The organism is Parasynechococcus marenigrum WH 8102 (assembly GCF_000195975.1).
Taxonomy (GTDB): Bacteria; Cyanobacteriota; Cyanobacteriia; order PCC-6307; family Cyanobiaceae; genus Parasynechococcus; species Parasynechococcus marisnigri.
Map to the genome: position 1 here is coordinate 2,341,590 of NC_005070.1, position 25,932 is coordinate 2,367,521.

The following is a 25,932-nucleotide window of genomic DNA, read 5'->3' on the forward strand; positions in this document are numbered from 1 at the left end:
CATTTAGCACCGGATGGATTTTCAGCAGAGCCTGATCACCACGGTTCATGACTACAGCCTGGGCAACCTTGATGCTGTTGCCTTCAACCGCGAGCTCAGCGAGCGGCCCACGACGCTGCTGATCCCCTGTCTGATGGAGGAGTTCAGCCGTCCAGCACTGGCGCTGATCCGCGACACCCTGTCGTCACTGAAAGGCCTCAATCGCCTCGTCATTGCTTTGGCCGCTGAAAGCGCGGAGGACGTAGCCCATGCCGAAGCCTTCTTCGCCGGCATGCCCTTTCCCGTTCAGGTGCACTGGACCAATGGCCCAGCCGTGAAGGACTTGCTGGAGTCCATGGGCGCCCTGGGACTCGAGGTCACCGGTCCCCCCGGCAAGGGCTGGGCGGTCTGGCAAGGGCTTGGGGTGGCCTGTCAGGACGCCGAGGTAGTGGGCCTCTTTGACGCCGACATCCGCACCTTCGGCTCGGCATACCCGGAGCGGATGTTGCGTCCACTGCTGGATCGCTCCCACGGCATTGCGTACGTCAAGGCCTTCTACAGCAGGCTATCGCTGGAAACCCAGGCGCTGCAGGGTCGGGCCACCCGCCTGTTCGTCGGTCCCCTGCTGGTCAGCCTCGAACAGATCTTTGGCCCACTGCCGTACCTGCGCTATCTGCAGTCCTTTCGCTACCCCTTGGCTGGTGAATTCGCCTTCACCACCGATCTGGCGATGAATCTGCGCATCCCCTCCGATTGGGGCCTGGAGATGGGGTTGCTCTCGGAAGTGTTCCGTCATGTCGCCACCAGTCGCATTGCCCAGGTGGATCTGGGGCTGTTTGATCACAAGCACAAAGGACTCGGAAGCAAACCCAGTGAGGGCTTGCAACGCATGGCCGGTGAAATCTTCGGCACCGTTTTGCGCAGCTTGATGGAGCACGAAGGCGCCGTGATCTCGATGGATCAGATTCCCACCCTTGAGGTGCTCTACCGACGCGTCGGTGAGGATCGGGTGCGCCAGTTCGGCATTGATTCGGCGATCAACCGGCTCCCATATAACCGCCATGGCGAAGAACTGGCTGTGCACAGTTTTGCTGAACTGCTGCGGCCCGGACTTTCCCGCCTGATGGAGTCTCCCGTTGCTCATCAGCTCCCCAGTTGGTCACGACTGAAAAGCTGCAATCCTTCGCTCCAAAGCGACCTCAGCGCTGCAGGTCAGATGGATCGGCCTTCAGCCAGCACCATGCCCTCATCCCAACCGTTGCGTCGACCCAATCACAAACCCAGATCATCAACATCTGAGCTTGTCGCCTGAACAACTTGAATCAACCGTAAACGAATCAAATTGGCCTCAATCGTGAGATTGGGGCCAATTTCTATTCACTTCAATAAAATACAAAACGCATCAAAGAGCCTGCTGCTGACGCATCACCCATTCCGTCGCTGCACGCTGGGATTGCCAGGCATGGAGAAGTTGCTTGGCAAGTGTCTGCAACTGCGCGGGGTCTGCAGTGGCTTCAATGGCACGGTTCATCCGCTCCACTTCAAAGCATTGCGTCATTGACATTGCGATCGATTCCTGCATCACTTCCTCCAATTGAAGACATCACTATTGTCATGCCAACACGAAAAAGAATTGTTTCATTTGAAACGAAACATCCACACTGTGTGAACTCTCAGACTTCTGCAGCGATCAACCCACACTGCCAGACCAAACAGAGCAGGATCGCAACTATAAAGTCGCCAAAGCTACCAAACCTATAGCATCTGTATCACGGTGTCTAAACGAAATCTGAAACCATCTCCAATCCGTGCCCAATCCAACACTCCACTGGCGCCGAATTCCGCAAAGTGGGATCATTCTGGGTTCCCCACATGATTGAGTGCGTCTACCGCAACGACACCGACCGAATGGTGATTGTTAAGTGTGTCGGGGACGACAACTTTTACCGTGAAAAGGTTGTACTCCCCACAGAGATGTTCTGGTTTGAAGCTCCTGAGCAGGCGCGGCTTGAAATTTGGAAGATGTCGGTGAGCGGTCAGATGCTTCACGTACGCGCCGATGTGAGCGAGTACGCCATGAATCAAAATGAGGCGGCCACCGAAACACTCTGGGCCTGCTGATCAAGGTAAGAGCCGTGGGGATCAGACACTCAGGAACTGATCCACTACCGCTTGGCTCAGGTCGCTGGTGGGGCCACTCGCCACGATGCCGCCCCGCTGCATGGCGTAGTAGCGGTCTGCTTGACGAACGAAATGCAGATGCTGCTCCACCAAGAGAACGCCGATGCCGGTTTCGTCAATGATCCGTCGAACGGCGTTCTCAATGTCCTGAACAATGTTGGGCTGAATCCCCTCGGTGGGTTCATCGAGCAGCAACAGCTTCGGCTTACCGAGCAAGGCACGGGCAATCGCCAGTTGCTGTTGCTGCCCACCGCTAAGGTCACCGCCCTTGCGGGGCAGAAATTCCTGCAGCACCGGAAACAGCTCATAGACAAACGGGTCAATGCGTCGATTCCGTGCCAGACCCCCGGGCAACGCCTCCATCCCCAGTTGCAGGTTCTCCTCCACCGTGAGCTGCGGAATGATCTCCCGCCCCTGGGGCACGTAGCCAACTCCAGCCCTGGCCCGTTGATGCGGCGCCTGTCGGTCAAGGCGATCGCCGTTGAACACAATCTCACCGCGTCGGGGACGCAACAGACCGATGAGCGATTTGAGCAGGGTCGTCTTGCCCACACCGTTGCGGCCGATCAGGCAGACCATCTCGCCAGCTTTCACGCTGAGGTCCACATCCCGGAGGATATGGCTCTCGCCGTAGTAGGTGTTCAAGCCGCGGATCTCAAGCAGCATCGTCATCCGTTCTCCTCCTCAGTGGTGCCGAGATAAACCTCAATGACCCGGGGATCCGCCTGCACTTGATCCATCGTTCCCTCACACAGAACGTGTCCCTGGTGCAACACCGTCACTGGACTGTCCAAACGACGGATGAATTCCATGTCGTGCTCAATCACCAGCACGGTGTGATTCCCCGCCAACGACTTGAGCAGATCAGCGGTGAGATCCGTTTCTTCGTCGGTGAGGCCTGCCACCGGCTCATCCACCAGCAACAGGTCGGGATCCTGACCAACCAGCATCGCGATCTCGAGCCATTGCTTCTGTCCGTGGGACAGGGAACCCGCCGCCCAGTCGGCGCGGGATTGCAGGTTGACGATGCCCATCAGGTGATGAACGCGGTCTCGCTGCTCCCCATTCAGGCCCCCCAACAGCAATGACCAGGGCTGCTTGGGCCGAGTGACGGCCAAGGCCAGATTCTCCTGAACCGTGAGCTTCTCGAACACACGCGGGCTCTGGAACTTGCGTCCAATCCCCAGACGGGCAATCCGATGTTCACGGGTGCCCACCAACGAGCGGCCCTTGAACATGACCTGTCCCTGAGTGGGAGCGGTCTTGCCGGTGATCACGTCCAGGAAGGTGGTTTTACCAGCCCCATTGGGACCGATCACCGCCCGCAGCTCTCCAGGGTGCAGCGACAGGTTGAGATCGCGCAGGGCCAGAAAACCATCAAAGCTGACGGTGATCTGACGCAACTCCAACAACGGCTGGGTCATGGCTGAACCTCCTCCTGGCCTTCACGATCAAGACGGGGATAGGTCGAGCTGCGACGAGCGATCCCCAGACGGTTGAGCCAGTTGCGCGGACCATCTCCACGGCACCAACCGATCACGCCCTCAGGCAGCGCCGTGACCACGAGGATGAACAGTCCTCCTTGGATGAACAACCAACTCTGGGGAAGAGCTTCACTCACCAGGCTTTTGGCGTAGTTGATCACCACAGCGCCGAGGATCGCGCCAACCAACGTTCCCCGTCCGCCGACGGCCACCCAGATCACCATTTCGATCGAAAAAGGAACCGTCATGTACTGCGGCGAAACGATGCCCGACTGCACGGTGTAAAGCGCTCCGCCGATCCCAGCCAGACCACCAGCAATCGCGAAGACAATCGTCTTGAACAACGTTGGGTTGTAGCCGGCAAACCGCAACCGCGGTTCGTCATCGCGGATGGCGATCAACACGTCACCGAAGCGGCCCCGCACCACCCAACGCAGAAACAACCAGGCCAGGATCACCACCACCGCAGTGAGCCAAAAGAAACTGCGCTGCATCTCCGCCGAGCCCACCATCTGACCGAACAGTTCGGTGACATCCGTCTTCAAACCGTTGGTGCCATTGATCAGCTTCTGCTGGCCATTGAAGAAGTTGAAAAACACCAGCAGGGCGGCCTGGGTGAGGATCGAGAAGTAGACCCCCTTGATCCGGTTACGGAACACCAGGTTGCCGAGCACAGCGGCCAGCACGGCCGGAACCAGCCAGATCGCCACCAGGGTGAACAGCGGCGAATGGAAGGGCAGCCAGAACGCCGGCAGTTGATCCACGCCGTAGAGGCTAAAAAATTCAGGGATGCCGTTGGGTAACTCGCCTGAGCTGTTCAGCTGCAGATACATCGCCGCTGCATAACCACCCAGGGCAAAAAAGATGCCTTGGCCAAGGCTGAGCAGGCCGGTGAAGCCCCAGATCAGATCGATGCCCAGGGCAACAATCGCTAGGGAGAGGAAGCGACCCAACAAATTGAGCCGGAACACCGGCAAAACAGCAGGCGCAGCAACGATGGCCGCAATGATCAGCACCCAGAGGACGATCTGGGGCCAGCGATTTCGCTGAAACGTTTGCAACATGAATCAGGCCTCCACCATGCGTCCCTTCTGCGGGAACAAACCCGCGGGACGGAATTGCAGGAACACCACGATCAGAGCGAACACCATCACCTGGGCCATGCTCGTGGTGGCAAAGAACTCCACAGCAGCGGCCAGAGGAGATGGCATGTCAGGCCACATCGTGAGCAGACGACCAGCTCCGATCAGATCGGTGAGCCATCCAATGGCAAAGGAGGCGAGCACGGTGCCGAGCAGATTGCCGACACCCCCGAGCACCACCACCATGAAACAACCGACGATGTAAGAGCCGCCGACGTTCGGACCAACGGAGCCGAGTAGGGAGACTGCAACACCAGCCACACCGGCAAGACCGGATCCGATACCGAAGGTGAGCACGTCCACCGTCTGCGTGGGGATGCCCAGGCAATCACTCATCGCACGGTTCTGGGTGACGGCACGAATGCGCATGCCCCACACGCTTTTGTTGAGGAACCACGTCACCCCAACCACCGCAACGATCGTGATCACGATGATCACCAGGCGCGGTACAGGAAAGGTGATGTCCATCCACTCCATGCCTCCCCGCATCCACTTCGGTGCGGTGACATCCACGTTGCGGGAGGTAGCTCGGGCGATACGACTGATTTGTGAGGCCAGGCCACCAGCCAGCAACACACCTGCGAGGGCCGAAACCGCCCAGCTGCCAGCGCGTACAAAGCGCGCCTTGGCACCGTCAAACAGTCGCTGCGGCAAGATCACCGGCAGGCCAAAGCCCAGCACCAGCGCCAGGATCAGGCCGGCGGCGTGGGCCAGGGGCACGCTCCGCACAAACTGCTGAAGAATCAAGCTGACACCCCAGGTCGCCAGCAACGTCTCCAGCGGGTTGCCATAGAGCCGGCGAATCACGGTGCGTTCAAGCAGGATGCCGACCACACCGCTGACGATGAAGGCCAGGGGAAGCGCTACCAGCACGTAGGCGTTGTAAACCGGCTGCAGCACAGGCAGTTTGAAGATCAGCTGCACCACGTAGGTGGTGTAGGCCCCAAGCATGATCAGCTCGCCATGGGCGAGGTTGATCACCCCCATGAGGCCGAAAACAATGGCCAGTCCGAGCGCGGCCATCAGCAAGACAGAGCCAATGGCCACACCGTTGAACAGGCTTTCAAAAAGCAGTTGCACGGACGTGTGAAACGAAGCGTTCAGTGAAACGACAAAAGGAGGAGCCCGTCACCGGGCTCCTCCCTGAAGAGCACTCAGGCTGTGATCAGAGGATCAGAGCTTGTACTTCTCGCCCTTGGCGGCATCGGTCCAGTCGCAAGCGAAACCCTTGGAGCTGGGCTCGAACTGGTTCCAGGCCTGAGGAGCCACAGGACCATCGGTGGATTCGAGGATCTCGAACTGACCATCCGCGGTGATCTGGCCGATGCGCACGGTCTGGGACAGGTGGTGGTTGGGCATCACCTTCACAGGTCCCTGAGGCGCGTCGAACTCGATGCCGACCAGGACTTCACGCACCTTGTCGTCGTCGAAGCTGTTGGCCTTCTCGACAGCCTTCTTCCACAGGTAGACCATGTTGTAGGCCGACTCCTGAGGGTCAGCGACCTGGCGGTCGGCGCCGTACTTGGCCTTGAAGTCTGCGGCGAACTTTTTGGATGCCGGGGTGTCGATCGACATCATGTAGTTCCAAGCGCCGTAGTGGCCCTCAAGGAACTCAGAGCCGATGGTGCTGATCTCCTCTTCCGCGATGGAATAGCTCATCACGTAGTAGCCGTTATCGGGGGTGATGCCGGCGTCCTGGATCTGCTTGAAGAAGGCAACGTTCTGGTCACCATTCAGGGTGTTGATGATCACACCGCCGTCAGGCAGGGCCTTCTTGATCTTGGCGATGATCGGAGCAACCTCGGTGTTGCCCAGGGGCAGGTAGTCCTCACCGACCACTTCGCCACCCAGAGAGGCGAGCTGCTCCTTGGTGATGGTGTTGGAGGTGCGGGGGAAGACGTAGTCCGAACCAACCAGGAAGAAGGGCTTGCCAGCGGCAGGCGACTTCTCATACATGAACTTGGTGGCAGGCTCCGACTGCTGGTTCGGAGTGGCACCGGTGTAGAAGATGTTGTTGGAACACTCCTGACCCTCGTACTGAATCGGGTAGTAGAGGAAGGCGTTCTTCGACTCGTAGACAGGCAGCATCGCCTTGCGACTGGCGGAGGTCCAGCCACCGAAGACGACGGGCACCTGGTCCTGGTCGATCAGCTTCTTGGACTTCTCAGCGAAGGTGGGCCAATCGGAAGCACCGTCCTCGACGATGTATTCGATCTTGTATTTCTTGCCGTCCACTTCGACACCACCAGCGGCGTTGATCTCATCGATCGCCATTTTCTCGGTGTCCACCAGGGTGGACTCGGAGATGGCCATGGTGCCGGTCAGCGAGTGCAGGATGCCGACGGTGACCTTGTCGTCGAAATCACTGGCAGGCGCAGCTGTTTCTTCACCGCCACCACAGGCGGTGACTGCCAAACCCAGAGATGCAGCGGCGAGGCCTGCGAACAAACGCTTGGAGAGAGAGGAGCTCATGAAATCCACAACACGGGACACGCGCCGTCACCGGCGGCATTGGGAAGGTAAAAAAGGGCCCCCCACCGCTTTGGTATCAACCGGAACCGAATCACCACCTCTCCCGCACCGAATCAAGCATTCGGTAGCTGTTGCAACACAAACTCCACCACCTGAACGAGGCCATCGCCGTTTTGGAGATTGGTGAAACACCACGGGCGTTCGCCCCGCATCCGCCGGGTGTCCGCCTCCATCACAGAGAGGTCCGCACCCACGAGAGGTGCCAGGTCGATCTTGTTGATCACCAGCAAGTCGGATCGGGTGATGCCGGGCCCGCCCTTGCGGGGAATCTTGTCTCCAGCGGCGACATCAATCACATAGATGCAGAGGTCCACCAACTCCGGACTGAAGCTGGCAGCCAGGTTGTCGCCCCCGCTTTCCACCATCACCAGATCGAGATCCGGAAACTGCCCCTCCAGATCGGCCACCGCCGCCCGGTTGATGGAGCAGTCCTCACGGATCGCCGTGTGCGGACAGCCGCCGGTTTCCACGCCGCGGATCCGTTCCGGCTCCAACGCTCCAGCACGCGTCAAAAATTGCGCGTCCTCCTGGGTGTAGATGTCATTGGTGACAACAGCAAGCTGCAGCTGATCGCGCAGCCTCAGGCAAAGCGCCTCCACCAAAGCAGTCTTGCCGGATCCCACCGGACCGGCCACCCCAAGACGCAACTTGCTGCTCATCAGCTCCGAAACAAGCGGGAATACAACTCAGCATGGGTGAGCTGCGCCATGCCAGCCCCAACGCCGCTGGTCCACAACTGCCGGGGATCCCGTCGTTGCAACTGCTCGGCCTGCCCTTTGATCAACGGCAGCAAACTGTGCTGCAGCAGCTGAGCCCGGCTTGGACCCAACGGCAACAGCCGCACCGCAGCACTGAGCTGATTGGCGACCCAGCCGTAGAGGTAGCCCTCCACCATCTCGCTCTCCGCCACCTGCAAGGCCTGCGCTGCCCATGCCCAGGCCGCCGGCCAGCTCAACGCCACCTGCTCCGGCAAGGGGTGGCCCATCTCCGCGAGGAGGTTGAGCAACGAGCCACCCATCTGTCGTTGCTGAGCCCGCAGTTCAGCCGATTCACGACTGGCCAGCAGCCAGCCATCAAGATCCAGCACCCGGCGGCAGGCCGCGGTCTCTCCTGCTGACCAGGCCGCGAGTGCACCCAGCAGCGATGGCAACGCCGCCGCCTCCAATCGGATCGCCCCCCGCGACAGCTCCGCCTCCAACCAGGCCTGCAGTTGCTGCTCATCCCGGATCGTCTCCGACTGGATCAGAACTTCCAATCCCTCCGAATAACTGAAGCCACCAACCGGCAGAGCGGGGCTCACCAGCTGCAGCAGCGCCAGCGAACTCATCCGTGCTGATGGCCTGCGTAGGCGCCGCCTTCGGGCCGGAACGGTCGCTGACAGCGACTGAGCTGCAGACCACGGCTTTCCAGCATCGTCGCCAACACGGCGTCCTCCAGCAGATACAGATCCTGCTCATGCAACTCGAGGGCCACATGTCGGTTGCCCAGGTGATAAGCCGCCTGCATCAACGCCAAGGCTGATGTCGCCCGTACCCGCAACAGCGCTTCGGTGGCTGCCGTCACTTCCACCCTGGCTGTACCAGCGGCATCACTGAGCTGATCCCCTGGCTGCAGGGCCCCGTCCCTTGGCAACTGCAACAGCACCTCACGGCCACAGTCCGTGCGGCGGCGGCCACGCACAACGCTGCGTTCATCCGCCGTGAGCGGCAACAGCAGATCAGCTTGATCAGCCCTGGCGGCAAGCCGTTGATCCAGAACAAGAACAGCCTGCGTCACCCGTGCTTCTCGTAGGAACTCGAGCCTGCCCAGCCGTGGGCCAGCATTTGGTGATGGTTGTTACCGAGCGTCATCCCACGGCGAAGGAGCGTGCCCCCATGCAATCCCTTGAGCCCTGGCACGGCCGCTGCCGGCTGCAGTTCCAAACCAACAACGGCAGCACCAAACACCAGGGGGGATGCACAGCTCCGTTCAAGCTGCTGCGGGCAGACGTGGGAGATCACGGCCGCTGTGAGCTGCCCCTTCTCCACACCGCCGGCGGCCTGGTGGGAGGCGATGAGCTCAGCATTGAGCTTGACCTCGGCCCTGACAGTCGCAGCCTGATCACCAGCGTGGCGGCCCAGAAGGTCTACGGCTCCGTGGGCCGCAGCCGTCTCCATCCCGACGGAGCCTGGACCCAGCAGTCCGTGACCTGCAGGTTGGAAGACACCAGTGATCTGGAGTGGCTGCCCCAGGAACTGGTGCTCTACGCGGACGCATTGTTCCAGCAGACCCTGACGGTGAGCCTGCCGGACAACGCCTCATTTCTCAGCGCCGAGATCGTGCGGCTAGGGCGCACCGCCGCAGGGGAGCAGTTGAACCGCGGGCGCTGGCGCTCCTGCCTTGAGATTCAGCGCGACGGGGCGCACCAGCCCCGATGGGAGCTGGTGGACCGGCTGGAACTGGGCGACACCAGCCTCAACGACCCCCACGGACTTGGTGGTGCTCCCGTGTTCGGCTCACTGGTGTGGGCAGCACCAATGCCCTTGACCGGTGAACAGATCACCCTGCTGCTGGCGGGAGCCCGCCACGACCGTGACGGCCTTGAGGGAACCATGCGCTGCAGCAGCCTTGATCAAGGGCTGATCGCCCGCTACGCCGGCCACTCCAGCCGCGACGCCCGCTTCTGGTTCAGCCGAATCTGGGCACGAACCCGCGCCTTACGGGGACTCTCCACGCCGCGCATTCCTCGGGTCTGGCCCCTGCAGGAACAGCCGTTGACGGGACAACCGTTCACTGCGAACGCTTCACCGACCGCTGCAACGACACACTGAATGGGACCAAGGCTCTCCATGCATCTCAGTCCCCAGGAAAAGGACAAGCTCCTGATCGTGACCGCGGCACTGCTGGCGGAGCGGCGCTTGAATCGTGGCCTCAAGCTCAACCACCCCGAAGCGGTGGCCTGGCTCGGCTTTCTGGTGCTGGAAGGCGCCCGTGACGGCAAGAGCGTGGCGGAGCTGATGCAAGAAGGCACCACCTGGCTGCGTCAGGACCAGGTGATGGAGGGGGTGCCCGAGCTCGTCCATGAGGTGCAGATCGAGGCCGTCTTCCCCGATGGCACCAAGCTCGTCACCCTGCACGACCCGATTCGCTGAGGCAGAACCCATGGCACCTCTCATTCCAGGCGAACTGCTTCCCGAACCGGGTGAACTGGAGCTGAATGCAGGCCGACCCGTCACCACGCTGAGTGTTGCCAACAGCGGCGACCGGCCGGTGCAGGTGGGCTCCCATTTCCACTTCGCCGAAGCCAATGCCGCCCTGCAGTTCGACCGGACCGCAGCCCGCGGTCAACGGCTCGACATCCCCGCCGGCACCGCCATCCGCTTCGAACCCGGCGACAGCCGCGACGTGAACCTGATTCCCTTTGCCGGCAATCGTCGGGTGATCGGTTTCAACGGCCAGATCAACGGACCCCTCGACGCCTGACCCATGCCCTACCGCATCTCCCGCCAGGCCTACGCCGAGACCTACGGACCCACCACCGGCGACAGGGTTCGCCTGGCCGACACCGATCTGATCCTGGAAGTCGAGAAGGACTACACCGTCTACGGCGATGAGGTGAAGTTCGGCGGCGGCAAGGTGATTCGCGACGGCATGGGCCAATCCCAGACCCCTCGAACCGAGGGAGCCGTCGACACGGTGATCACCAATGCTCTGATCCTCGACTGGTGGGGCATCGTCAAAGCCGATGTCGGCCTCAAGGACGGCCGGATCGTGGGCATCGGCAAAGCCGGTAACCCCGACACCCAGCAAGGGGTGACGATCGTGGTGGGTCCCGGCACAGAAGCCATCGCCGGGGAGGGCCACATCCTCACGGCCGGTGGCATCGACACCCACATCCACTTCATCTGCCCCCAGCAGATCGAAACAGCCCTAGCCAGCGGGGTCACCACCCTGATGGGCGGCGGCACTGGACCAGCCACCGGCACCAATGCCACCACCTGCACCCCTGGGGCGTTTCACATCGGCCGGATGCTCCAGGCCGCTGAAGGCCTGCCGGTGAATCTGGGCTTCTTCGGCAAAGGCAACGCCAGCACCCCGGAAGCCCTGGAGGAACAGGTGCGCGCCGGTGCCTGCGGCCTGAAGCTGCATGAAGACTGGGGCACCACGCCGGCCACGATCGATGCCTGCCTGTCGGTGGCCGATCGGATGGATGTGCAGGTGTGCATCCACACCGACACCCTGAACGAAGCCGGCTTCGTGGAAGACACGATCGCCGCTATCAAGGGACGCACCATTCACACCTTCCACACCGAAGGTGCCGGCGGTGGTCATGCCCCGGACATCATCAAGATCTGCGGTGAGGCCAACGTGCTGCCCAGCAGCACCAACCCCACCCGGCCATATACCCGCAACACGCTCGAGGAGCACCTCGACATGCTGATGGTGTGCCACCACCTCGACCCGAAGATCCCCGAGGACGTGGCCTTCGCCGAATCACGGATCCGGCGCGAAACGATCGCCGCCGAAGACATCCTTCATGACCTCGGCGCCTTCTCGATCATCGCCAGCGACTCCCAGGCCATGGGCCGCGTGGGCGAGGTGATCACCCGCACCTTCCAGACCGCCCACAAGATGAAGGTGCAGCGCGGTGCATTGCCGGAAGACTCCGCACGCAACGACAACCACCGGCTGACGCGCTACATCGCCAAGGTGACGATCAACCCGGCGTTGGCCCACGGCATCAGCAGCGAAGTGGGGTCGATCGAAACCGGCAAGCTCGCGGATCTGGTGCTGTGGAAACCGGGCTTCTTCGGCATTCGCCCGGAACTGGTGGTGAAGGGGGGTTCGATCGTGTGGGCCCAGATGGGCGATGCCAACGCCTCGATTCCCACCCCCGGCCCGGTGCACGGCAGGCCGATGTTCGGCGCCTTCGGCAAAGCCCTCGCCCCCAGTTGCCTCACCTTCGTGAGCGAAGCAGCGATGGACAACGACATCCAATCAAAACTCAGGCTTGACCGAACCTGCATGGCGGTGAAGGAGACCCGCAGCGTGGGCAAGAGCGCCCTCAAGCTGAATGCAGCGCTACCCAAGGTGAGCGTGGACCCGCAGACCTATGAGGTGTTCGCCGACGGTGAACTGCTCACCTGCGAGCCCGCCGAGGTGCTGCCCCTCGCCCAGCGCTATCTGTTGCTGTAATCACGAGGACGCCGCAAGGTGTTCTGCATCACCAATTCAATAGAAAAGTCGTATTGGTATCAAGATGAACAACATTCAAGAATTCATCCCCTGCATAATTATTTTGCAGCAACTGCTACAGACGTTCACCTCGCCAGCCTCGGCAAGGCGCAGTTCGACTCAGGCCATGGAACGGGGACCTGAGCTTGCTTCGAGGAACCACCATGACGACTCTTCTCTACAGAGGACACGCCTACCAGCAGGTCAAAGACGCTGCTCAACAGCAGGGCGTGCAACTCACCTACCGCCGCAACGTGTATCAAGCCCGCCAGGCTGATGTGCGTCAGGCCCAGGTTCAGCTCACCTATCGGGGTGTCAGCTACCTGCGCTGAAACCCGCTTCTTCAGGCGACAAGCCGGTTGAGCATGGGCAATTCCAGCAGTTCATCGCGCCACTGCTGAGCCCATCGATCCTGGCTGCGTTCGTAGAGCTCCATCAGCTCCTCGACCGCACCGGAGCGGAAGTCAACGCGAAGGTCCAGCAACGGAAATGCCGCTTCGCCGCTCACCTGCAGAGCGGCGGATGTGCAGCTTGATGCGCGTTGGTCGCCACCAGCCTGCTCTCCTGCCTGCAGGGCCGTCATCAAACGACGGCCCAGTTTCCAGTTGGGATCACTGGTGAGAAACGTCTGTTCCATCGCCTCCAGCACCACTTCGCCAGCCAGGCAATTTCCCGCAACCGAAAGGTTGGGATGGTGCCGATGACCCGCCCATCCGCCGCACTCAACTCCAGTCCAGCAAGCAGTCCGGCCATCAAGATCGATCAGATGGAACTGGCGCCAATCCCGTTGGGGGTCATCCAGCAGAAGGCTGTTCAGCACATCCTGCGCATCCGCATGATGTTCAAGACGCTCCAGTCCGCAAATTCCCAGATAAGGATTGGTGTGGGCTTGGGTTGCAACGGCACCTACTCCAGATCGGATGTGGGGAACAGTGGAGCCCACAGCCAGGTGACAGGTCGCCACGGCAACGCCGAAACGACCGTTGTTGGGATCACGCGCCAGGATTGAGAAGGTCAAGACAGCTCGCGATCCAAACGCTGCAGAGTCCCCAGCAAGACGGCAGCCCCAGCCCAGCAGTGCTCGTCACTGGTGAATTCCTTGGATGAGTGGCTAACCCCACCACGGCTGGGGACGAAAATCATTCCCATCGGCCAGCGACGTCCGATCTCCTGCGCATCGTGACTGGCACGGCTGGGAAGGTGGCTATGCGACAACCCCAGATCCTCTGCAGCAGAAACGATCGCTGCCATCACTCCATCCGCTGCAGCTGTGGGTTCCACCTCAAATTGAGGTTCCAACTGGATCGGGCATCCGGTTTCGGCACCGATCCGCTCCAACTGCTGCATCAACTCAGCCACCAACTGATCGAGCACAACTGAATTCACATCCCGGAGGTCAACGGTCAGCGCCACTGAGCCAGGCACCACATTGGCGGCGTTGGGCCAGACCTCGAGTCGTCCGACTGTGGCAACGGGATCACCTGGGTGCTGTCTGGCCATCGTCTCCACCGCCAGCACGATCCGGGACGCCGCCACCAAAGCGTCTTGCCGCAGCTTCATCGGCGTGGTGCCGGCGTGGTTCGGCTGACCATCCACCTGGATGCTGAAACGGCGTTGTCCCACAACGCCCTCCACCACACCGATGGCGTCACCGCGTTGCTCGAGCACGCCTCCCTGTTCCACATGGAGCTCGAGAAAAGCAGCACAGGCGTCGTCCGCCCGACGTGCTGAGACCAGCGATGGCCAGTGACCACCGATACGAGCGAGATTGTCCTCGATCGGTTCCCGATTGCTGGTGGCATAGGCCTTGGGGTCACAGGAAGCCGTACCGGCCATGCCCTTGCACCCGACCATCGTCGATTCCTCATCGGCGAAGGCGATCAACTCGAGATCGTGCTGAAGACGAATGCTGTTGTCCTGCAGGGAGCGACAAACTTCAAGACCTGCCAAAACCCCCAACACACCGTCAAAACGACCACCGGTGGGAACGGTGTCGAGGTGGGAACCGGTCATCAGTGCTGGGCGATCCGGATCCAACCCCTGAAGCCGACCGATCAGGTTGCCCGCCGTATCGATCCGAACCTGAAGGCCAGCCTCGTTCATCCATCGGGCCAGCAAGGAACGTCCCGCAACGTCCTCAGTCGAGAAACCCCGTCGACAGACGCTGCCATCGGGCTGCAGCCCAATGGCAGCCATTTCAGCCAAGGAGTGCATCAGACGCTCACGGTTGGGTCGAATGCCCACCTGTGCTTTCGACCGAGCAGTGACCTGGCGAGTGGTCAGGAGGGACGGCAATGCAGTGGCCTTCAGATCAAAAGATCGAATCACCATCGCCGCAGCGACCCAAACGCCCTGTCGTCAATGCGACGTTTTAACCCTCACCAAAGAATTCAAACGGGCATCAGCACCCGCCACCCGAGGCGATCGGCCTGCTCACGAGCCTGGGCTGGCACATCGGCCGCTACAAACATCCGATGCAGCATCTGGACACCCAGGAGGTGGTTGATGACGGCATCCATCTGAACCCGCTCGGCGTCGGTGGTGGCAGGGTCGTCGTGGCGCGCAAACAAGGCACGCACGCCCTCTTTGCTCAACAACCCAGCCGCATCAATCGCTTCATCACTCAGGTAGTCATCAGCCAACTGCTTCATTTGCGCCCACTTCTCGGGCTCGGTGTGGGCCGGGGGCGCCATGAAGGCAAATTTTTCGCGCTTGTAAAGCACCTCCGGCAGCAGACCCGCCATGGCCTCCCGCAGCACATATTTCTCAGTTTTTCCCTTGATCCGCAGCTCCGGAGGCACTTGTACCGCCGCAGCCGCCAGATGGTGATCCAGGAAAGCCGGCCGTGCCTCCATGGAGTTGGCCATGTCGACGCGATCACCTCCCCAGGTGAGGATCTGGCCTTCCAACATTGTTTTGATCCAGACGTACTGAGCCTTGTCGAGGGCATGGCGACCATCGAGTTGCTGGGGATTCAACTGCTCAGCAATGGCTTTACCTGGCGAGTACTCCACCAACGCCTGACGGTGCTCGTCAGCCAGCAGATCCGGCACCAGCGGCGCGCAGGCCAGCCAGGGCTGCAGACAGCTGGGGGTGAAGCCCACCACGGCATCAAGATCGGGATCATCCACCTGATCAGCCGCCAGCATTGCTCCCTGCACCAGGGAATTGTTGGTCTGCAGCAGAGACTCCCAATCCTGGCGATCGCTCTGCGGCAGGTCCTCCAGACCATGGAGGAACATGTCACGCCGGAACGCGGGATAGCCACCGAACAGCTCGTCTGACCCTTCCCCAGTCATCACGACTTTGTAGTCGACACTATTGACATGGCGACTCATTAAGTATTTGGCCACAGCCAAGGTGTTGTAGATCGTGCGCTCGGTATGCCAGAGCGTTTGTTCCATGTGGCCGTACAACTCACGACCCGACAGACGCATGACGTCCTGCTCGGCACCGGTGGCCTCCGCCATCTCCGCAGCAATGGGTGTTTCGTCGTAGCGCGCATCATCGAATCCGATCGTGAACGCCTTGACGGGACCCTGACTCACCGCCGAAGCAAGACCGAGGATCGAACAACTGTCGATTCCGCCTGAGAGATAACAACCCACGGGCACGTCGGCCACCATCCGCATCTCCACCGCTTCCAGCAGAGCAGCACGAACATTGGCGATGTGATCAGCCTCCGTGAGGGTGCTGTCCCGCTGATCCAAACGTGGAAAATCGACATCCCAGTAGGTCGACTCCGACACCTCCAGCCGGTCACTCCTGCGCTGCACCTTCAGCACATGACCAGGCTGAACTTGGTGCACCCCGGCGAAGGCGGTCGTTCCCGGGACCATGGTCTGCATCAACTGATGAAAGAGACCCTCCGACGTGAAGCGTCGCTCCACGGCCTGGTGAGCAAACAGCACCTTCAACTCGGAGCCGAACACCAACCCCTCCGGCGTCATCGTCCAGTACTGGGGCTTGATGCCGAAGCGATCCCTCACCAGATAGAGACAGTCATCCGCCGCATCAAACAGAGCAAAGGCGAATTCCCCCCGCAGCAGAGGCAACGTGGACTCGAGACCCTGCCGTTGATACAGGCGCAACAAAATCTCGGAATCACTCTTCGAGGAGAAACGCACTCCCTGGGCGGTGAGATCAGCACGGATGCGCTGAAAGTCGTAGAACTCGCCGTTGTGCGCCATCAGCACCTGCCGGTCGTTGCTGAGAAACGGCTGACGTGCCCGGGATTCGTTCAGATCAATAATCGACAACCGGGCATGACAGAAGCCGACACCGGCTGCGTCGAGGCATTCCACACCGAAACCATCCGGTCCGCGATGGGACTGGATGGCCGCCATGTTGACCAACAGCTGGCGATCCAACGTCTGATGACGATCCGCCAGAAACACACCTCCGATTCCGCACATCAGTTCGCCTCAGATCACATCCATCACGCGCTCGGCACGATTCACCATGCAGGTGAGCAGTGCCATGCGCACAAACACCGCCCCACGCGCCTGGCTGAAATACCAGTTGTGCGGCGTGTCATCGAGACAGGTGCTCAGCTCGGGACCCCGGGCCAGGGGATGCAACACGATCGCCTCCGGCTTGAACGGCAGATCCCGGGTGAGACGAAATCCACCGCCGTGCACCTCGTAGCTGTCGCCAACCCAGGCAATCGCATTGATGTAGACGACATCCAGATCGGGAATCTCAGCAGCCAGATCTGAACTGCAGCGGATGGACATCCCGCTTGCTTCCAGTTCCTCCAGCTGGCCTGGATCAAACAAAGGCGCTTCCGACTCCATCTCGGGCGCATGGATCACCACCACCTCCTCCAGGATCTGGGGGAATTTGCTGAGGATCCGCAGCAGCGAACGCACGGTGCGCATCCGCGACGGCAAACCGATCACCCCGATGCGGATCCGATCCTTCGGGGAGACCTCTTTCGAAGCAAGGCTTGGACGCCATTTGAACATCGTGTAGAGATCCGCCATCGCCTGTGTCGGATGCTCATCAATGCCATTACCGGCATTGATGATCGGAATCCGCAGGGTGGAACTCATGGCGTACACGGCCTCCGGATTGCTGTCGCGTAGCACCACGCAGTCGCCGTAGTTGTTGAACATGTGCGCCACGTCCTCGAGCGACTCCCCCTTGGCGATGCCGGTGGTGCTGCGATCGGTGATGTTGATCGAATCACCGCCGAGGCGATGCCAGGCGCTGTCGAAGGAAAGGCGTGTGCGCGTGCTGGGCTCGTAGAACGCGTTGATCAGGATCTTGCCGGTGAGCGGCGTGTTGTGCCGGCAGTAACGGTCTGGGTTGCTCTCGAATTTCGCCGCCAGTCGAAACAACTGGAGCAGGGTTTCAGCACGAAATGCCTGAATCGACACCACGTGTTGATCGACAAGATCCACCAACGGCTCACCGTCTTCAGCAATTGCGGCCAAAAGCTCCTGCGGCTGATTGTGGCCGAACACATCAGGACCCATCGGCTGGAAGCGGAGCGGCGCCGAAGCCTCCTCGATCACGGCTGTGTGGGGTTGTGCCATAAGCATTTGCATCAACACCCGATTTGCCAGATCGCGTGATGTGCCATGAATCACATCATCCTTCGCTAACAACGAACCAGCACCCCTGACCAGCTTAAAAGAAGTTCTTTATACAAATAACTGGCAAATAGTTCGAATGAATACCAAATCCGCCGCAAATTGTTCACTTTGAACATTCACCAGACGCGTCCATTGCGCCACTCAAACCACCAAATCACCAGCAATGCGAGCACAGAACAGACGAGCGCCACCTGGCTTCCCACCAGGACCAGACCGAACCAGTGTTGATCCACCAGAACCGTGAGCAGCAACGCATTGGCCATGGCGTTCACACCCCCTCTTGCAGACGATTGAAATCAAACCCTTCCGGCTGCCAGCGGCTGCCCACCACCATCACGACAGCCGAAACGGCTGCGGAGAACACTGCCGCGCAATAGGGAGCAATCAGAACGTAAGCCGATAGTCCGACGGCACTGCCGGCTGCCATGGCGACGATCGCTGCCCAACGATTGGCAGAAGACCAGTAGAGACCGCAAGCCACAGGCCAGACCGTGGAGGCCACCAACGCACCGGTGAAGAACAGCACCGACGCCAACGAATCCAGTCGCGGCCAGGACAGGGCCAGGGTGAGAACAGACAGGCCAACCACCATCTGCCGGGCCGCCTGCTTGAGCTGTGCATCGCTCGCCTGAGGGCGCAGCAGACGGAAATAGACGTCTTCCGCCAGCAGATCCGCCGTGGACGCCAACAGCGAATCCAGGGTGGAGGTGAGTGACGCGAAGACCACCACAAACACCAGTGCCGCCCCACCAGCCCCCAGAAGATCGGCCGCCATTACAGGGAACACCATGTTCACCTGCTCCAGCGGCAGGTCCCTGGCCAGCGCCACCAGACCGATCGATCCCGTCACCAGGGGGATACTCATCCAGGCCAATCCCCCCAAGACAAACGAGGTCATCACCACACTGCGCCGGCTGGCGAACACCCGCGACCACCAGATGTTGTTGTGAAAGACCTCACCCATCGAGAACAGGGCGGAATTCCAGGCGATCAGCAGACCAGCCGGAAGCAAGAGATCCAGCCGGTCAGGGTGCGTACTGATCAAGCGAGCATGCACCTCCGGCATCGGGAACTGACGGAACGCCAGCACCGCCACCACCGCCAGCAACACCATGATCAGCAGCGACTGGATGAAATCGGTTCCGATCACTGCCCGCATGCCACCGAACAGGGTGTAAACGGTGGAGACGCCGATCACCACCACCATGCCTACGTGGTAATCGAAGCCGGAGAGCGCCTGAAGCAACAGACCGGCCCCCATGGCCTGGGTCATCAGAAAACCGAGGGTGTACACAGCGGTGATCACCATGAACACCCACCACGCCAGGCGCCCGTAACGCAACCGGATGAAATCGCCACTGGTGCGGCCATGCGGCATCAGCTGCTTGATCCGCACGGCCAGCGGCGCGAACAGGATCAAGCCCAGACCGGCCAGGGCATAACTGAACATGCCCCAAAGACCAGTCCTGTAGCCGAATTCCGGAGCCAGCAGTGTGGTGTTTCCGGTCACCCAGGAGGCCATCAGCGTGGCCGTGCTCAACGCCAACCCGATGTTGCGTCCGGCCAGCATGTAGTCGTCGGCATCTCCTTTACCGCGGCGGCCCCAGACGATCCCCAAGGCGATCCACAGCACGGAAAACAACACAACCAGGGCCCAGGCGATGCCAGGCGCCAGAAAAGGTGCGGCGTCAGCGGGCATCGACCGACCCCCGATCACGCCAGTGCAGATGGCCCTGAATGATCATCGCCACCGTTGCCAGGGTCACCGCAGCACCGAGGGCAAAGACCAGTCCAGCCCAGAGATTGTCATCCAAAGCGAATCTCCTCTTCAGCAGATCTCAGACAAGCAAATCGCGGTGTTCTTGAGCTTGCATTCACGAATAACAAGTCGCTGGCGCTACCCAAATCACAGGCTGTCAGCGCACTGATGCCTTCAATCTCGAAATGTGTAGCAATCACAACCCGCGGGGCCCTGATCGAGTTTTTGGATGCGCCTATTCATCGTTCAGGCAATGTTCACCGAGTACCGACCAACCCATGGGTACGACGAATATTTTTGCCGTGAACAGTCCGCTCCCCGCGCTGATCTGGAGCCGCTGCTGTCCTCCCTTGGAGCCATGGGGCTGGCGGAACTGAATCGCAGTCATGCATCAGCGAGCAATCTGTTGCGACGTCTTGGCGCCACCTTCCGACTCAACGGATCAGGTCTGCATGGCGGAGAGCGGATCCTTCCCTTCGATCCACTGCCAAGACTCATTCACCGTCAGGAATGGTCCGTTCTGGAGCGCGGATTGGTGCAACGCCTGGAGGCCATTGATCAGTTTCTGGCGGACGTTTATGGACCCCAACGGATCCTCAATGATGGCGTGATCCCCCGTGAGGATGTGGAGAGCTCCCAGGGCTGGCGGCCCCAGATGCAGGACATCGCCGTGCCGCTCAACCGCTGGTGCCACATCTCAGGTCTGGATCTGATCCGCGATGGCGACGGCACCTGGAGGGTTCTGGAGGACAACCTGCGCTGCCCCTCTGGCGTGGCTTATTTCCTTGAGAACCGTCGGGTGATGAAGCGGTTGTTCCCCAGCCTGTTCCAAGGGCGAACCGTGCAGCCGATCGACGATTACCCCTCCCATCTCTTGCGCACGTTGCAGGATCTGGCTCCTTGGAGTGATGCCCCACGGGTGGTGCTGCTCACCCCCGGCGTGTTCAACAGCGCCTACTTCGAGCACAGCTATCTGGCCCAGCAGATGGGCATTGCCCTGGTGGAAGGCCGCGATCTGATCTGTGAAGACGGACGCGTCTGGATGCGCAGCACGGCCGGTCGGGAACCTGTGGATGTGATCTACCGGCGCATCGATGACGATTTCCTCGATCCGAACGTGTTCCGACGCGATTCGATGCTCGGTGTCCCCGGCCTCATCGATGCCATGCGCTCCGGTCGGGTGGCCATCGCCAACGCCCCTGGGAGCGGTGTCGCTGACGACAAGCTGATCTATGCCTACGTGCCGGCCATGATCCGTTACTACCTCAACGAAGAACCGATCATCGACAACGTCCCCACCTATCTCTGCTCAAGGGACGACGACCGCCGTTATGTGCTCGAACATCTCAACGAACTGGTAGTGAAATCAGTCGCCGAGGCAGGCGGCTACGGAATGTTGATCGGGCCCCATGCCAGTTCTGAGGAGATTGAGAGCTTCGCGGTGAAGATCAAGGCTCACCCGCGCAATTTCATCGCCCAGCCCACCCTGCAGTTATCCACAGTTCCATCCCTGAGCGAAGGGGAGCTGTACCCCTGCCATGTGGATCTGCGCCCCTACGTGCTCCGGGGTAAAAGCGACTGGGTCAGCCCCGGCGGCTTGACTCGTGTAGCCCTGAAACGCGGTTCCCTTGTGGTGAACTCCTCCCAGGGGGGCGGCTGCAAGGACACCTGGGTGGTCAGCGACAGTGCCGTAACGGCTGGCAATCAGGAGCTCGTGCCGTGCTGAGCCGTGTGGCCGATTCGCTGTACTGGATCAACCGGTATGTCGAGCGGGCCGAAAACATCTCCCGGTTTCTGGAAGTAAGCGAAGCCATGGCCCTGGATTGCCCCCCCGGCAGCGCTGAGCCCTGGCTTCCCCTGGTGGATGCCAATGGGGACCGCAAGCGGTTTGACGAGGCCTATCCCCAATGCACACCACGGGACGTCGTCAGCTTTCTGCTGCTGGATCGCGACAACCCCAACAGCATCGTGAGTTGCATCGCCAACGCCCGTGAGAACGCTCGCCAAATCCGCGATGTGATCACCACGGAAATGTGGGAGCAGCTCAATGACCTCTATTGGAACGTTCAAGACGGTGAGGCGCTCTGGCAGGAGCCGGATCAAGAACAGCTGCGCAGCATCCGACGCGGATGTCAGCTCTTCTACGGCATCACGGACGTGACCCTCAGTCGTGATCAAGCCTGGCTGTTCAGCCAGCTGGGACGGCTGATCGAACGGGCAGACAAAACCTCCCGCATCCTCGATGTGAAGTACTTCCTTCTGTTGCCAACGCCAACGGAGGTGGGCGGCGTTCTCGATGAATTGCAGTGGATCTCACTGCTTCGAACAGCTGGGGCTTATCAGATGTATCGCCAGAGCGTGCAGCAGGCGATCACACCAGCATCAGTTGCACGATTCCTGCTCCTGGATCCGATCTTTCCCCGTTCGGTCCGCTTCTGCCTGCAACAGATCAACGAGACGCTGCAACGCATTCAGAGGAAACCCCACACCGGCCCACCGGATGACCTGGAATGCCTGGGCGGTCAGTTGCTCGCCCAATGGAGCTACGTCCGCATCGACGCTCTGATCGAACGCGGACTGCATGAGGCCATCGATCAACTGCAAAGCGATCTGAACCGACTGCATGGCCTCATCCACCGTTGCTACTTCACCACCACCGACCTGGGCTCCATCCCCACCGAGCCGTCATGCGCGCTGAGCTGAACCATCGCCTCACATATCGCTACGAGGCTCCCGTGCAGCTCGGAGAACACCGCCTCTGTCTGCGGCCCCGGGCCCAGGGCCATCAACGGCTGATCCACCACACACTGCAGATCACACCGGAACCCTTCCACAGCCATGAGCTGTTGGCCGCCAGTGGCGATGCGATCGAGCGCGTGCGCTTCCGAGGCAGCACCGATTTGCTGCAGCTCGAAGCCAGGAGCTTGGTGGAAACCCGGCAGGCCGCACCGCTGCTCACATGTTTCAACGGACTTGAACCCTCGCTTCCCTATCCGCGCGGTCTGCTGAACCACGACCTACTGGGGGCTCTGGAAGGGTGGTTGCCCAACGGTCAACACGACCCCTCAGCTGTGGAACTGGCGCAGGACGCTCTGATGGGAAGCAATCAGCAGGTGCTGCCTTTTCTCCAGCAACTGATGGAGATGATCCAGGACCGGGTCAAGTACACCCAGCGCCATGTGGGCCCAGCCTGGCCAGCGGGCAGGACCTTGCGGGAGCGTGTGGGCTCATGCCGTGATCTGGCGATGCTGATGATGGAGTGCTGCCGCAGCGTGGGGCTGCCGGCTCGGTTTGTGAGTGGTTACCACCTGGCCGAACCAGCACCTGAGACCTACGACCTTCACGCCTGGACCGAGATTTATCTGCCGGGTGCCGGCTGGCGCGGTTTTGATCCAAGTGCAGGTGGTGAAATTACCTCGCGCTACATCGTGCTTGTCAGTTCCTCCAAACCGGATCTCAGTGCAGCGGTTCAGGGAAGCTTTACAGGACCCCCAGCAACGACAAGCCACCTGAGCTGGACCATTGACGCGGATGTCGAACCCAGACCGGTCGCTTCGTCCAGCCAAACCATGGTTCAGGCCGCCTGAAGCAGCGGCTCGACACCATGGAGACGGGGAGGCGGAGCCTGAATCGAGGTGACCGCTAACAGCGCTGGAATGCGGGCACTGTTGTAGACGCGGAATTCCTGCACCAACGACACCCCCTCCTCCCGGACCGCCTGGTTGAGAACCACCGAACCGTCGGGATCAGATACCGAGCGGTGAAACGTTCCGGGTGGAATGCGCAGGATGTCGCCGCCACTGTCGAGACGCACGATGTGGAACGGCTGATCCCAGGCCAGGTTGACGAGGTAGAACGTTCGCCCACCACTGGCGGCCAGAAGATTGTCTTCCTGGTGTGGATGGAGATAGAACTGCCAGGCCCCGCTGTCGGGATCGTTGGGTGGACTGGTGGCCGGGCCACTGTGGATCACCAGATCGCGGGCATTGGAGGTGTCCACCGTAACGTCGAAAAAACGCACCGCTGGTGTGTCGCGGAAGCGTTCATAGGCCAGCAGTTCAAACATCTCCAGGGGCGTGACAAAGCCCAAGCTCTGACATGGTTGTACTGGGGTTATCGAAGCAAAACGGTGACGGTGGCAACGGTTCAACCACCGAGATAAGCCATTTCGGCATGGGGCATGGAACCGGTCGTCTGCTGGCGCTCATCGCTGTAACGGTCGTCACGGCGCCGCCAGAGATCAGCAACCAGCCGCAGCAATTCCGCCTCACAGTGCAGAGCGGGTTTCAGATCAGTCCCCACCGACGCGAAGAGGCAGCGGAACGCCTGTCCATCAGCTGTGACCCGCAGTCGATTGCAATCCCCGCAGAACGGCTCGCTGATCGAGGCGATCACGCCGAGATGTCCACCACCATCGACGTAACGCCAACGCTGAGCTGTTCCGCCGGTGGGTCGGCCAACTGCCTGAAGCGGCCACCGTGCCCTGATCCGCGTCACCATCTCCGCCGCTGACAGCACCTGATCCAGCCTCCACTGATTGCGGTTGCCCACATCCATGTACTCAATCAGGCGCAATTCCACACCTTGATCACGAGCCAGATCCGCCAGAGGCAGAAGCTGATCCTCATTCACCCCCCGTTGGATCACGGCATTGAGCTTGAGTTCCCCCGCCAAAGGGTCAAAACCAGCGGAACGAGCCGAAGCCAATCCACCGAGTACCTTCCGCGCCAATGAATCCCCCGCTGTGGCAGTTGGTCGTCCTGCCATCCGCGCCACCACAGCCCCATCCACGCCATCAAGGCTCACGGTGATGCGATCCAAACCGGCCTGCCTGAGATCGCAAGCTCGCTGGTCGCTCAGCAAGGTCCCATTGGTGGTGAGGGCCACCTGCTGAAGACCCTGCAGTGGATCGCCAGGCGTTGCCCGTGCTGCCGCGATTGCCTGCAACAGGGGGAGAAGCCGAGCACTGAGCAACGGCTCGCCACCGGTAAGCCGCAGGCTGTGGATCCCCAGCCGGCAGGCAACACGAATCAGGCGCAGCTGCTGCTCCAGGCTGAGCAAATCCGGCGGATCCTCAAGATCCGGACAGCAGTAAGGACAGGCCAGGTTGCAGCGGGCCGTCAACGACAACCGAAGCACTCTCAACGGCCGCGACCGCTGATCGACAAGCGCTGAAGCTGGTGTCATGCCATCAACGCTGCCAGATCCTCCGGACGGTTGGCATTCAGCAAGGCCTGAGACGGCAGCACCACCGGCCGATGGGGCACCGACGCCAACCAAGCCATCCAACGCCGTTCACCGCGGGCCAACTGCTCAGCGAGCCTGGTTTGAAACGGTTCTCCCGTTGGAATCACCGCCAGCAATGGCTGCAGGCGCTGCCCATCCTGGGCAACGGCGATCTGATCAGGCTTCTCATACCAGGAGTTGATCAACTGCTGAAGAACAGCAGCACTGAGCCGAGGCATGTCCACGGGCAGCACCAGCAGAGCTTCAGCAGGGGTACCAGGCAACACGCGGCCGAGAGCCTGAAGTGGCCCCTGCCAGGGCGGTGGCTCCTGCACAACGGTGACGCCGCGACGATCAGCCAGTTGATCCCCATGGGTTGGATGACGGCTGACCACCTGCAACGGCAAACCGAGAAGCCTCACCTGATCCACCAGGGCGGTCAGCCAGAGCCCTCCACTGGGGTGCGGCAGCAGAGCTTTGTCCTGACCCATGCGCCGGCTCTCTCCACCGCTGAACAAGCAGGCACACAACATCAACGCGAAATGTCTCCAGCCATCATTGATTCCATCTCAGCAAAACCCATTCCCCGCGGTGACAACCGCTACCAAGCAAAAACTGAACGCGGATGCTGATCAATCGGATAAGCCCAAGCGATGTTCCTCTCATCACACAAACCCTTCCATTGGTAGCAATTCCAACGAAGTCGTTCCCTGTTGATTGATTAACTGCCCGAGTTAACGGATTTTTTTCGACCGTTTCGCCACCCACGGGCACCCTTTCGTTTTGAAGCCCGCGGTTTCAACATTTCTCTTCTC

At 60.7% G+C, this 25,932-nt stretch carries 29 protein-coding genes; 10 read left to right on the forward strand and 19 right to left on the reverse strand.

What is annotated here, in order from left to right:
* The first annotated feature begins 13 nt into the window (after window positions 1-13).
* Window positions 14-1,291, forward strand: a complete 1,278-nt coding sequence (locus TX72_RS12335; RefSeq protein WP_011129289.1) for a glycosyltransferase family protein — start codon at window positions 14-16, stop codon at window positions 1,289-1,291.
* A 90-nt stretch (window positions 1,292-1,381) separates the two neighbouring features.
* Here TX72_RS12335 and TX72_RS12340 read toward each other — a convergent pair whose 3' ends face one another.
* On the reverse strand, window positions 1,382-1,561 hold the full coding sequence (locus TX72_RS12340) for a hypothetical protein (RefSeq protein ID WP_042504519.1): 180 nt from the start codon (window positions 1,559-1,561) through the stop codon (window positions 1,382-1,384).
* A 290-nt stretch (window positions 1,562-1,851) separates the two neighbouring features.
* Here TX72_RS12340 and TX72_RS12345 point away from each other — a divergent pair, with 290 nt between their 5' ends.
* Window positions 1,852-2,100 carry a DUF1830 domain-containing protein gene (locus TX72_RS12345; protein WP_042504011.1) on the forward strand — a complete coding sequence of 83 codons (249 nt, stop codon included), beginning with the start codon at window positions 1,852-1,854 and terminating at the stop codon, window positions 2,098-2,100.
* Window positions 2,101-2,121: 21 nt separating this feature from the next.
* Here TX72_RS12345 and urtE read toward each other — a convergent pair whose 3' ends face one another.
* From urtE to ureE, 8 genes are all read right to left on the reverse strand, one after another.
* Window positions 2,122-2,832 carry an urea ABC transporter ATP-binding subunit UrtE gene (gene urtE, locus TX72_RS12350; RefSeq protein ID WP_011129291.1) on the reverse strand — a complete coding sequence of 237 codons (711 nt, stop codon included), beginning with the start codon at window positions 2,830-2,832 and terminating at the stop codon, window positions 2,122-2,124.
* On the reverse strand, window positions 2,829-3,584 hold the full coding sequence (gene urtD / locus TX72_RS12355; RefSeq protein ID WP_011129292.1) for an urea ABC transporter ATP-binding protein UrtD: 756 nt from the start codon (window positions 3,582-3,584) through the stop codon (window positions 2,829-2,831). The genes urtE and urtD overlap by 4 nt, the downstream gene beginning before the upstream one ends.
* The gene (urtC, locus tag TX72_RS12360) at window positions 3,581-4,708 is read right to left on the reverse strand and encodes an urea ABC transporter permease subunit UrtC (RefSeq protein ID WP_011129293.1); all 1,128 of its coding nucleotides are present in this window, start codon (window positions 4,706-4,708) and stop codon (window positions 3,581-3,583) included. The genes urtD and urtC overlap by 4 nt, the downstream gene beginning before the upstream one ends.
* A 3-nt stretch (window positions 4,709-4,711) precedes the next feature.
* Window positions 4,712-5,866 carry an urea ABC transporter permease subunit UrtB gene (urtB, locus tag TX72_RS12365; RefSeq protein ID WP_011129294.1) on the reverse strand — a complete coding sequence of 385 codons (1,155 nt, stop codon included), beginning with the start codon at window positions 5,864-5,866 and terminating at the stop codon, window positions 4,712-4,714.
* 93 nt (window positions 5,867-5,959) lie between these two features.
* Window positions 5,960-7,258 (reverse strand): urea ABC transporter substrate-binding protein, encoded by a 1,299-nt coding sequence (gene urtA, locus TX72_RS12370; protein WP_042504522.1) that lies wholly within the window; start codon window positions 7,256-7,258, stop codon window positions 5,960-5,962.
* Window positions 7,259-7,371: 113 nt separating this feature from the next.
* A complete protein-coding gene (ureG, locus tag TX72_RS12375) occupies window positions 7,372-7,977 on the reverse strand; it encodes an urease accessory protein UreG (RefSeq protein ID WP_011129296.1) in 606 nt (201 codons plus the stop codon).
* Window positions 7,977-8,645 (reverse strand): urease accessory protein UreF, encoded by a 669-nt coding sequence (locus TX72_RS12380; RefSeq protein ID WP_011129297.1) that lies wholly within the window; start codon window positions 8,643-8,645, stop codon window positions 7,977-7,979. The genes ureG and TX72_RS12380 overlap by 1 nt, the downstream gene beginning before the upstream one ends.
* Window positions 8,642-9,094: an urease accessory protein UreE gene (gene ureE / locus TX72_RS12385; RefSeq protein WP_011129298.1), complete on the reverse strand. Its 453-nt coding sequence runs from the start codon at window positions 9,092-9,094 to the stop codon at window positions 8,642-8,644. Before ureE ends, TX72_RS12380 begins: the two co-directional genes overlap by 4 nt.
* 98 nt (window positions 9,095-9,192) lie before the next feature.
* Here ureE and TX72_RS12390 point away from each other — a divergent pair, with 98 nt between their 5' ends.
* The 5 genes from TX72_RS12390 to TX72_RS13385 all read left to right on the forward strand — a co-directional run bounded on the left by TX72_RS12390 (window position 9,193) and on the right by TX72_RS13385 (window position 12,864).
* Window positions 9,193-10,128: an urease accessory protein UreD gene (locus TX72_RS12390; protein ID WP_011129299.1), complete on the forward strand. Its 936-nt coding sequence runs from the start codon at window positions 9,193-9,195 to the stop codon at window positions 10,126-10,128.
* Window positions 10,129-10,146: 18 nt separating this feature from the next.
* The gene (locus tag TX72_RS12395) at window positions 10,147-10,449 is read left to right on the forward strand and encodes an urease subunit gamma (protein WP_011129300.1); all 303 of its coding nucleotides are present in this window, start codon (window positions 10,147-10,149) and stop codon (window positions 10,447-10,449) included.
* A 10-nt stretch (window positions 10,450-10,459) separates the two neighbouring features.
* Entirely contained in the window at window positions 10,460-10,780 is a 321-nt protein-coding gene (locus tag TX72_RS12400; protein WP_011129301.1) for an urease subunit beta, read from the forward strand.
* A 3-nt stretch (window positions 10,781-10,783) separates the two neighbouring features.
* Window positions 10,784-12,493, forward strand: coding sequence for an urease subunit alpha (ureC, locus tag TX72_RS12405; protein WP_011129302.1), 1,710 nt, complete (start codon window positions 10,784-10,786; stop codon window positions 12,491-12,493).
* 203 nt (window positions 12,494-12,696) lie between these two features.
* Window positions 12,697-12,864, forward strand: a complete 168-nt coding sequence (locus TX72_RS13385) for a DUF4278 domain-containing protein (RefSeq protein ID WP_011129303.1) — start codon at window positions 12,697-12,699, stop codon at window positions 12,862-12,864.
* 11 nt (window positions 12,865-12,875) lie between these two features.
* Here TX72_RS13385 and TX72_RS12410 read toward each other — a convergent pair whose 3' ends face one another.
* The 7 genes from TX72_RS12410 to TX72_RS14915 form a co-directional block, all read right to left on the reverse strand.
* Window positions 12,876-13,550 (reverse strand): DUF1028 domain-containing protein, encoded by a 675-nt coding sequence (locus TX72_RS12410; protein WP_011129304.1) that lies wholly within the window; start codon window positions 13,548-13,550, stop codon window positions 12,876-12,878.
* A complete protein-coding gene (locus TX72_RS12415; protein ID WP_011129305.1) occupies window positions 13,547-14,863 on the reverse strand; it encodes a Zn-dependent hydrolase in 1,317 nt (438 codons plus the stop codon). The genes TX72_RS12410 and TX72_RS12415 overlap by 4 nt, the downstream gene beginning before the upstream one ends.
* 59 nt (window positions 14,864-14,922) lie before the next feature.
* Entirely contained in the window at window positions 14,923-16,947 is a 2,025-nt protein-coding gene (asnB, locus tag TX72_RS12420; RefSeq protein ID WP_011129306.1) for an asparagine synthase (glutamine-hydrolyzing), read from the reverse strand.
* A gap of 9 nt (window positions 16,948-16,956) precedes the next feature.
* Window positions 16,957-18,072 (reverse strand): aspartate/ornithine carbamoyltransferase family protein, encoded by a 1,116-nt coding sequence (locus TX72_RS12425; protein WP_042504528.1) that lies wholly within the window; start codon window positions 18,070-18,072, stop codon window positions 16,957-16,959.
* Window positions 18,073-18,248: 176 nt separating this feature from the next.
* Entirely contained in the window at window positions 18,249-18,395 is a 147-nt protein-coding gene (locus TX72_RS14555) for a hypothetical protein (RefSeq protein ID WP_173358511.1), read from the reverse strand.
* A 5-nt stretch (window positions 18,396-18,400) separates the two neighbouring features.
* Window positions 18,401-19,831, reverse strand: a complete 1,431-nt coding sequence (locus tag TX72_RS12430; RefSeq protein ID WP_011129308.1) for a sodium:solute symporter family protein — start codon at window positions 19,829-19,831, stop codon at window positions 18,401-18,403.
* Window positions 19,821-19,946, reverse strand: coding sequence for a hypothetical protein (locus TX72_RS14915; RefSeq protein WP_263969713.1), 126 nt, complete (start codon window positions 19,944-19,946; stop codon window positions 19,821-19,823). The genes TX72_RS12430 and TX72_RS14915 overlap by 11 nt, the downstream gene beginning before the upstream one ends.
* A 198-nt stretch (window positions 19,947-20,144) precedes the next feature.
* On the opposite strand from TX72_RS14915, the gene TX72_RS12435 reads away from it, so the two are divergent.
* Genes TX72_RS12435 through TX72_RS12445 form a run of 3 tightly spaced genes read left to right on the forward strand, consistent with a single transcriptional unit; the run spans window position 20,145 to window position 23,478 of the window.
* Complete coding sequence (locus TX72_RS12435) at window positions 20,145-21,617, forward strand: circularly permuted type 2 ATP-grasp protein (protein WP_042504015.1); 1,473 nt, start codon at window positions 20,145-20,147, stop codon at window positions 21,615-21,617.
* Complete coding sequence (locus TX72_RS12440) at window positions 21,611-22,594, forward strand: alpha-E domain-containing protein (protein WP_011129310.1); 984 nt, start codon at window positions 21,611-21,613, stop codon at window positions 22,592-22,594. The genes TX72_RS12435 and TX72_RS12440 overlap by 7 nt, the downstream gene beginning before the upstream one ends.
* A complete protein-coding gene (locus TX72_RS12445; RefSeq protein WP_011129311.1) occupies window positions 22,579-23,478 on the forward strand; it encodes a transglutaminase family protein in 900 nt (299 codons plus the stop codon). Before TX72_RS12440 ends, TX72_RS12445 begins: the two co-directional genes overlap by 16 nt.
* Here the strand turns inward: TX72_RS12445 and TX72_RS12450 are convergent.
* The 3 genes from TX72_RS12450 to TX72_RS12460 all read right to left on the reverse strand — a co-directional run bounded on the left by TX72_RS12450 (window position 23,466) and on the right by TX72_RS12460 (window position 25,650).
* Window positions 23,466-23,957, reverse strand: coding sequence for a hypothetical protein (locus tag TX72_RS12450; RefSeq protein WP_011129312.1), 492 nt, complete (start codon window positions 23,955-23,957; stop codon window positions 23,466-23,468). The two genes, TX72_RS12445 and TX72_RS12450, sit on opposite strands and share 13 nt — an antisense overlap.
* 80 nt (window positions 23,958-24,037) lie before the next feature.
* Window positions 24,038-25,078, reverse strand: coding sequence for a GTP 3',8-cyclase MoaA (locus tag TX72_RS12455; protein WP_011129313.1), 1,041 nt, complete (start codon window positions 25,076-25,078; stop codon window positions 24,038-24,040).
* Complete coding sequence (locus TX72_RS12460) at window positions 25,075-25,650, reverse strand: molybdenum cofactor guanylyltransferase (RefSeq protein WP_011129314.1); 576 nt, start codon at window positions 25,648-25,650, stop codon at window positions 25,075-25,077. Before TX72_RS12460 ends, TX72_RS12455 begins: the two co-directional genes overlap by 4 nt.
* Window positions 25,651-25,932 lie beyond the last annotated feature (282 nt).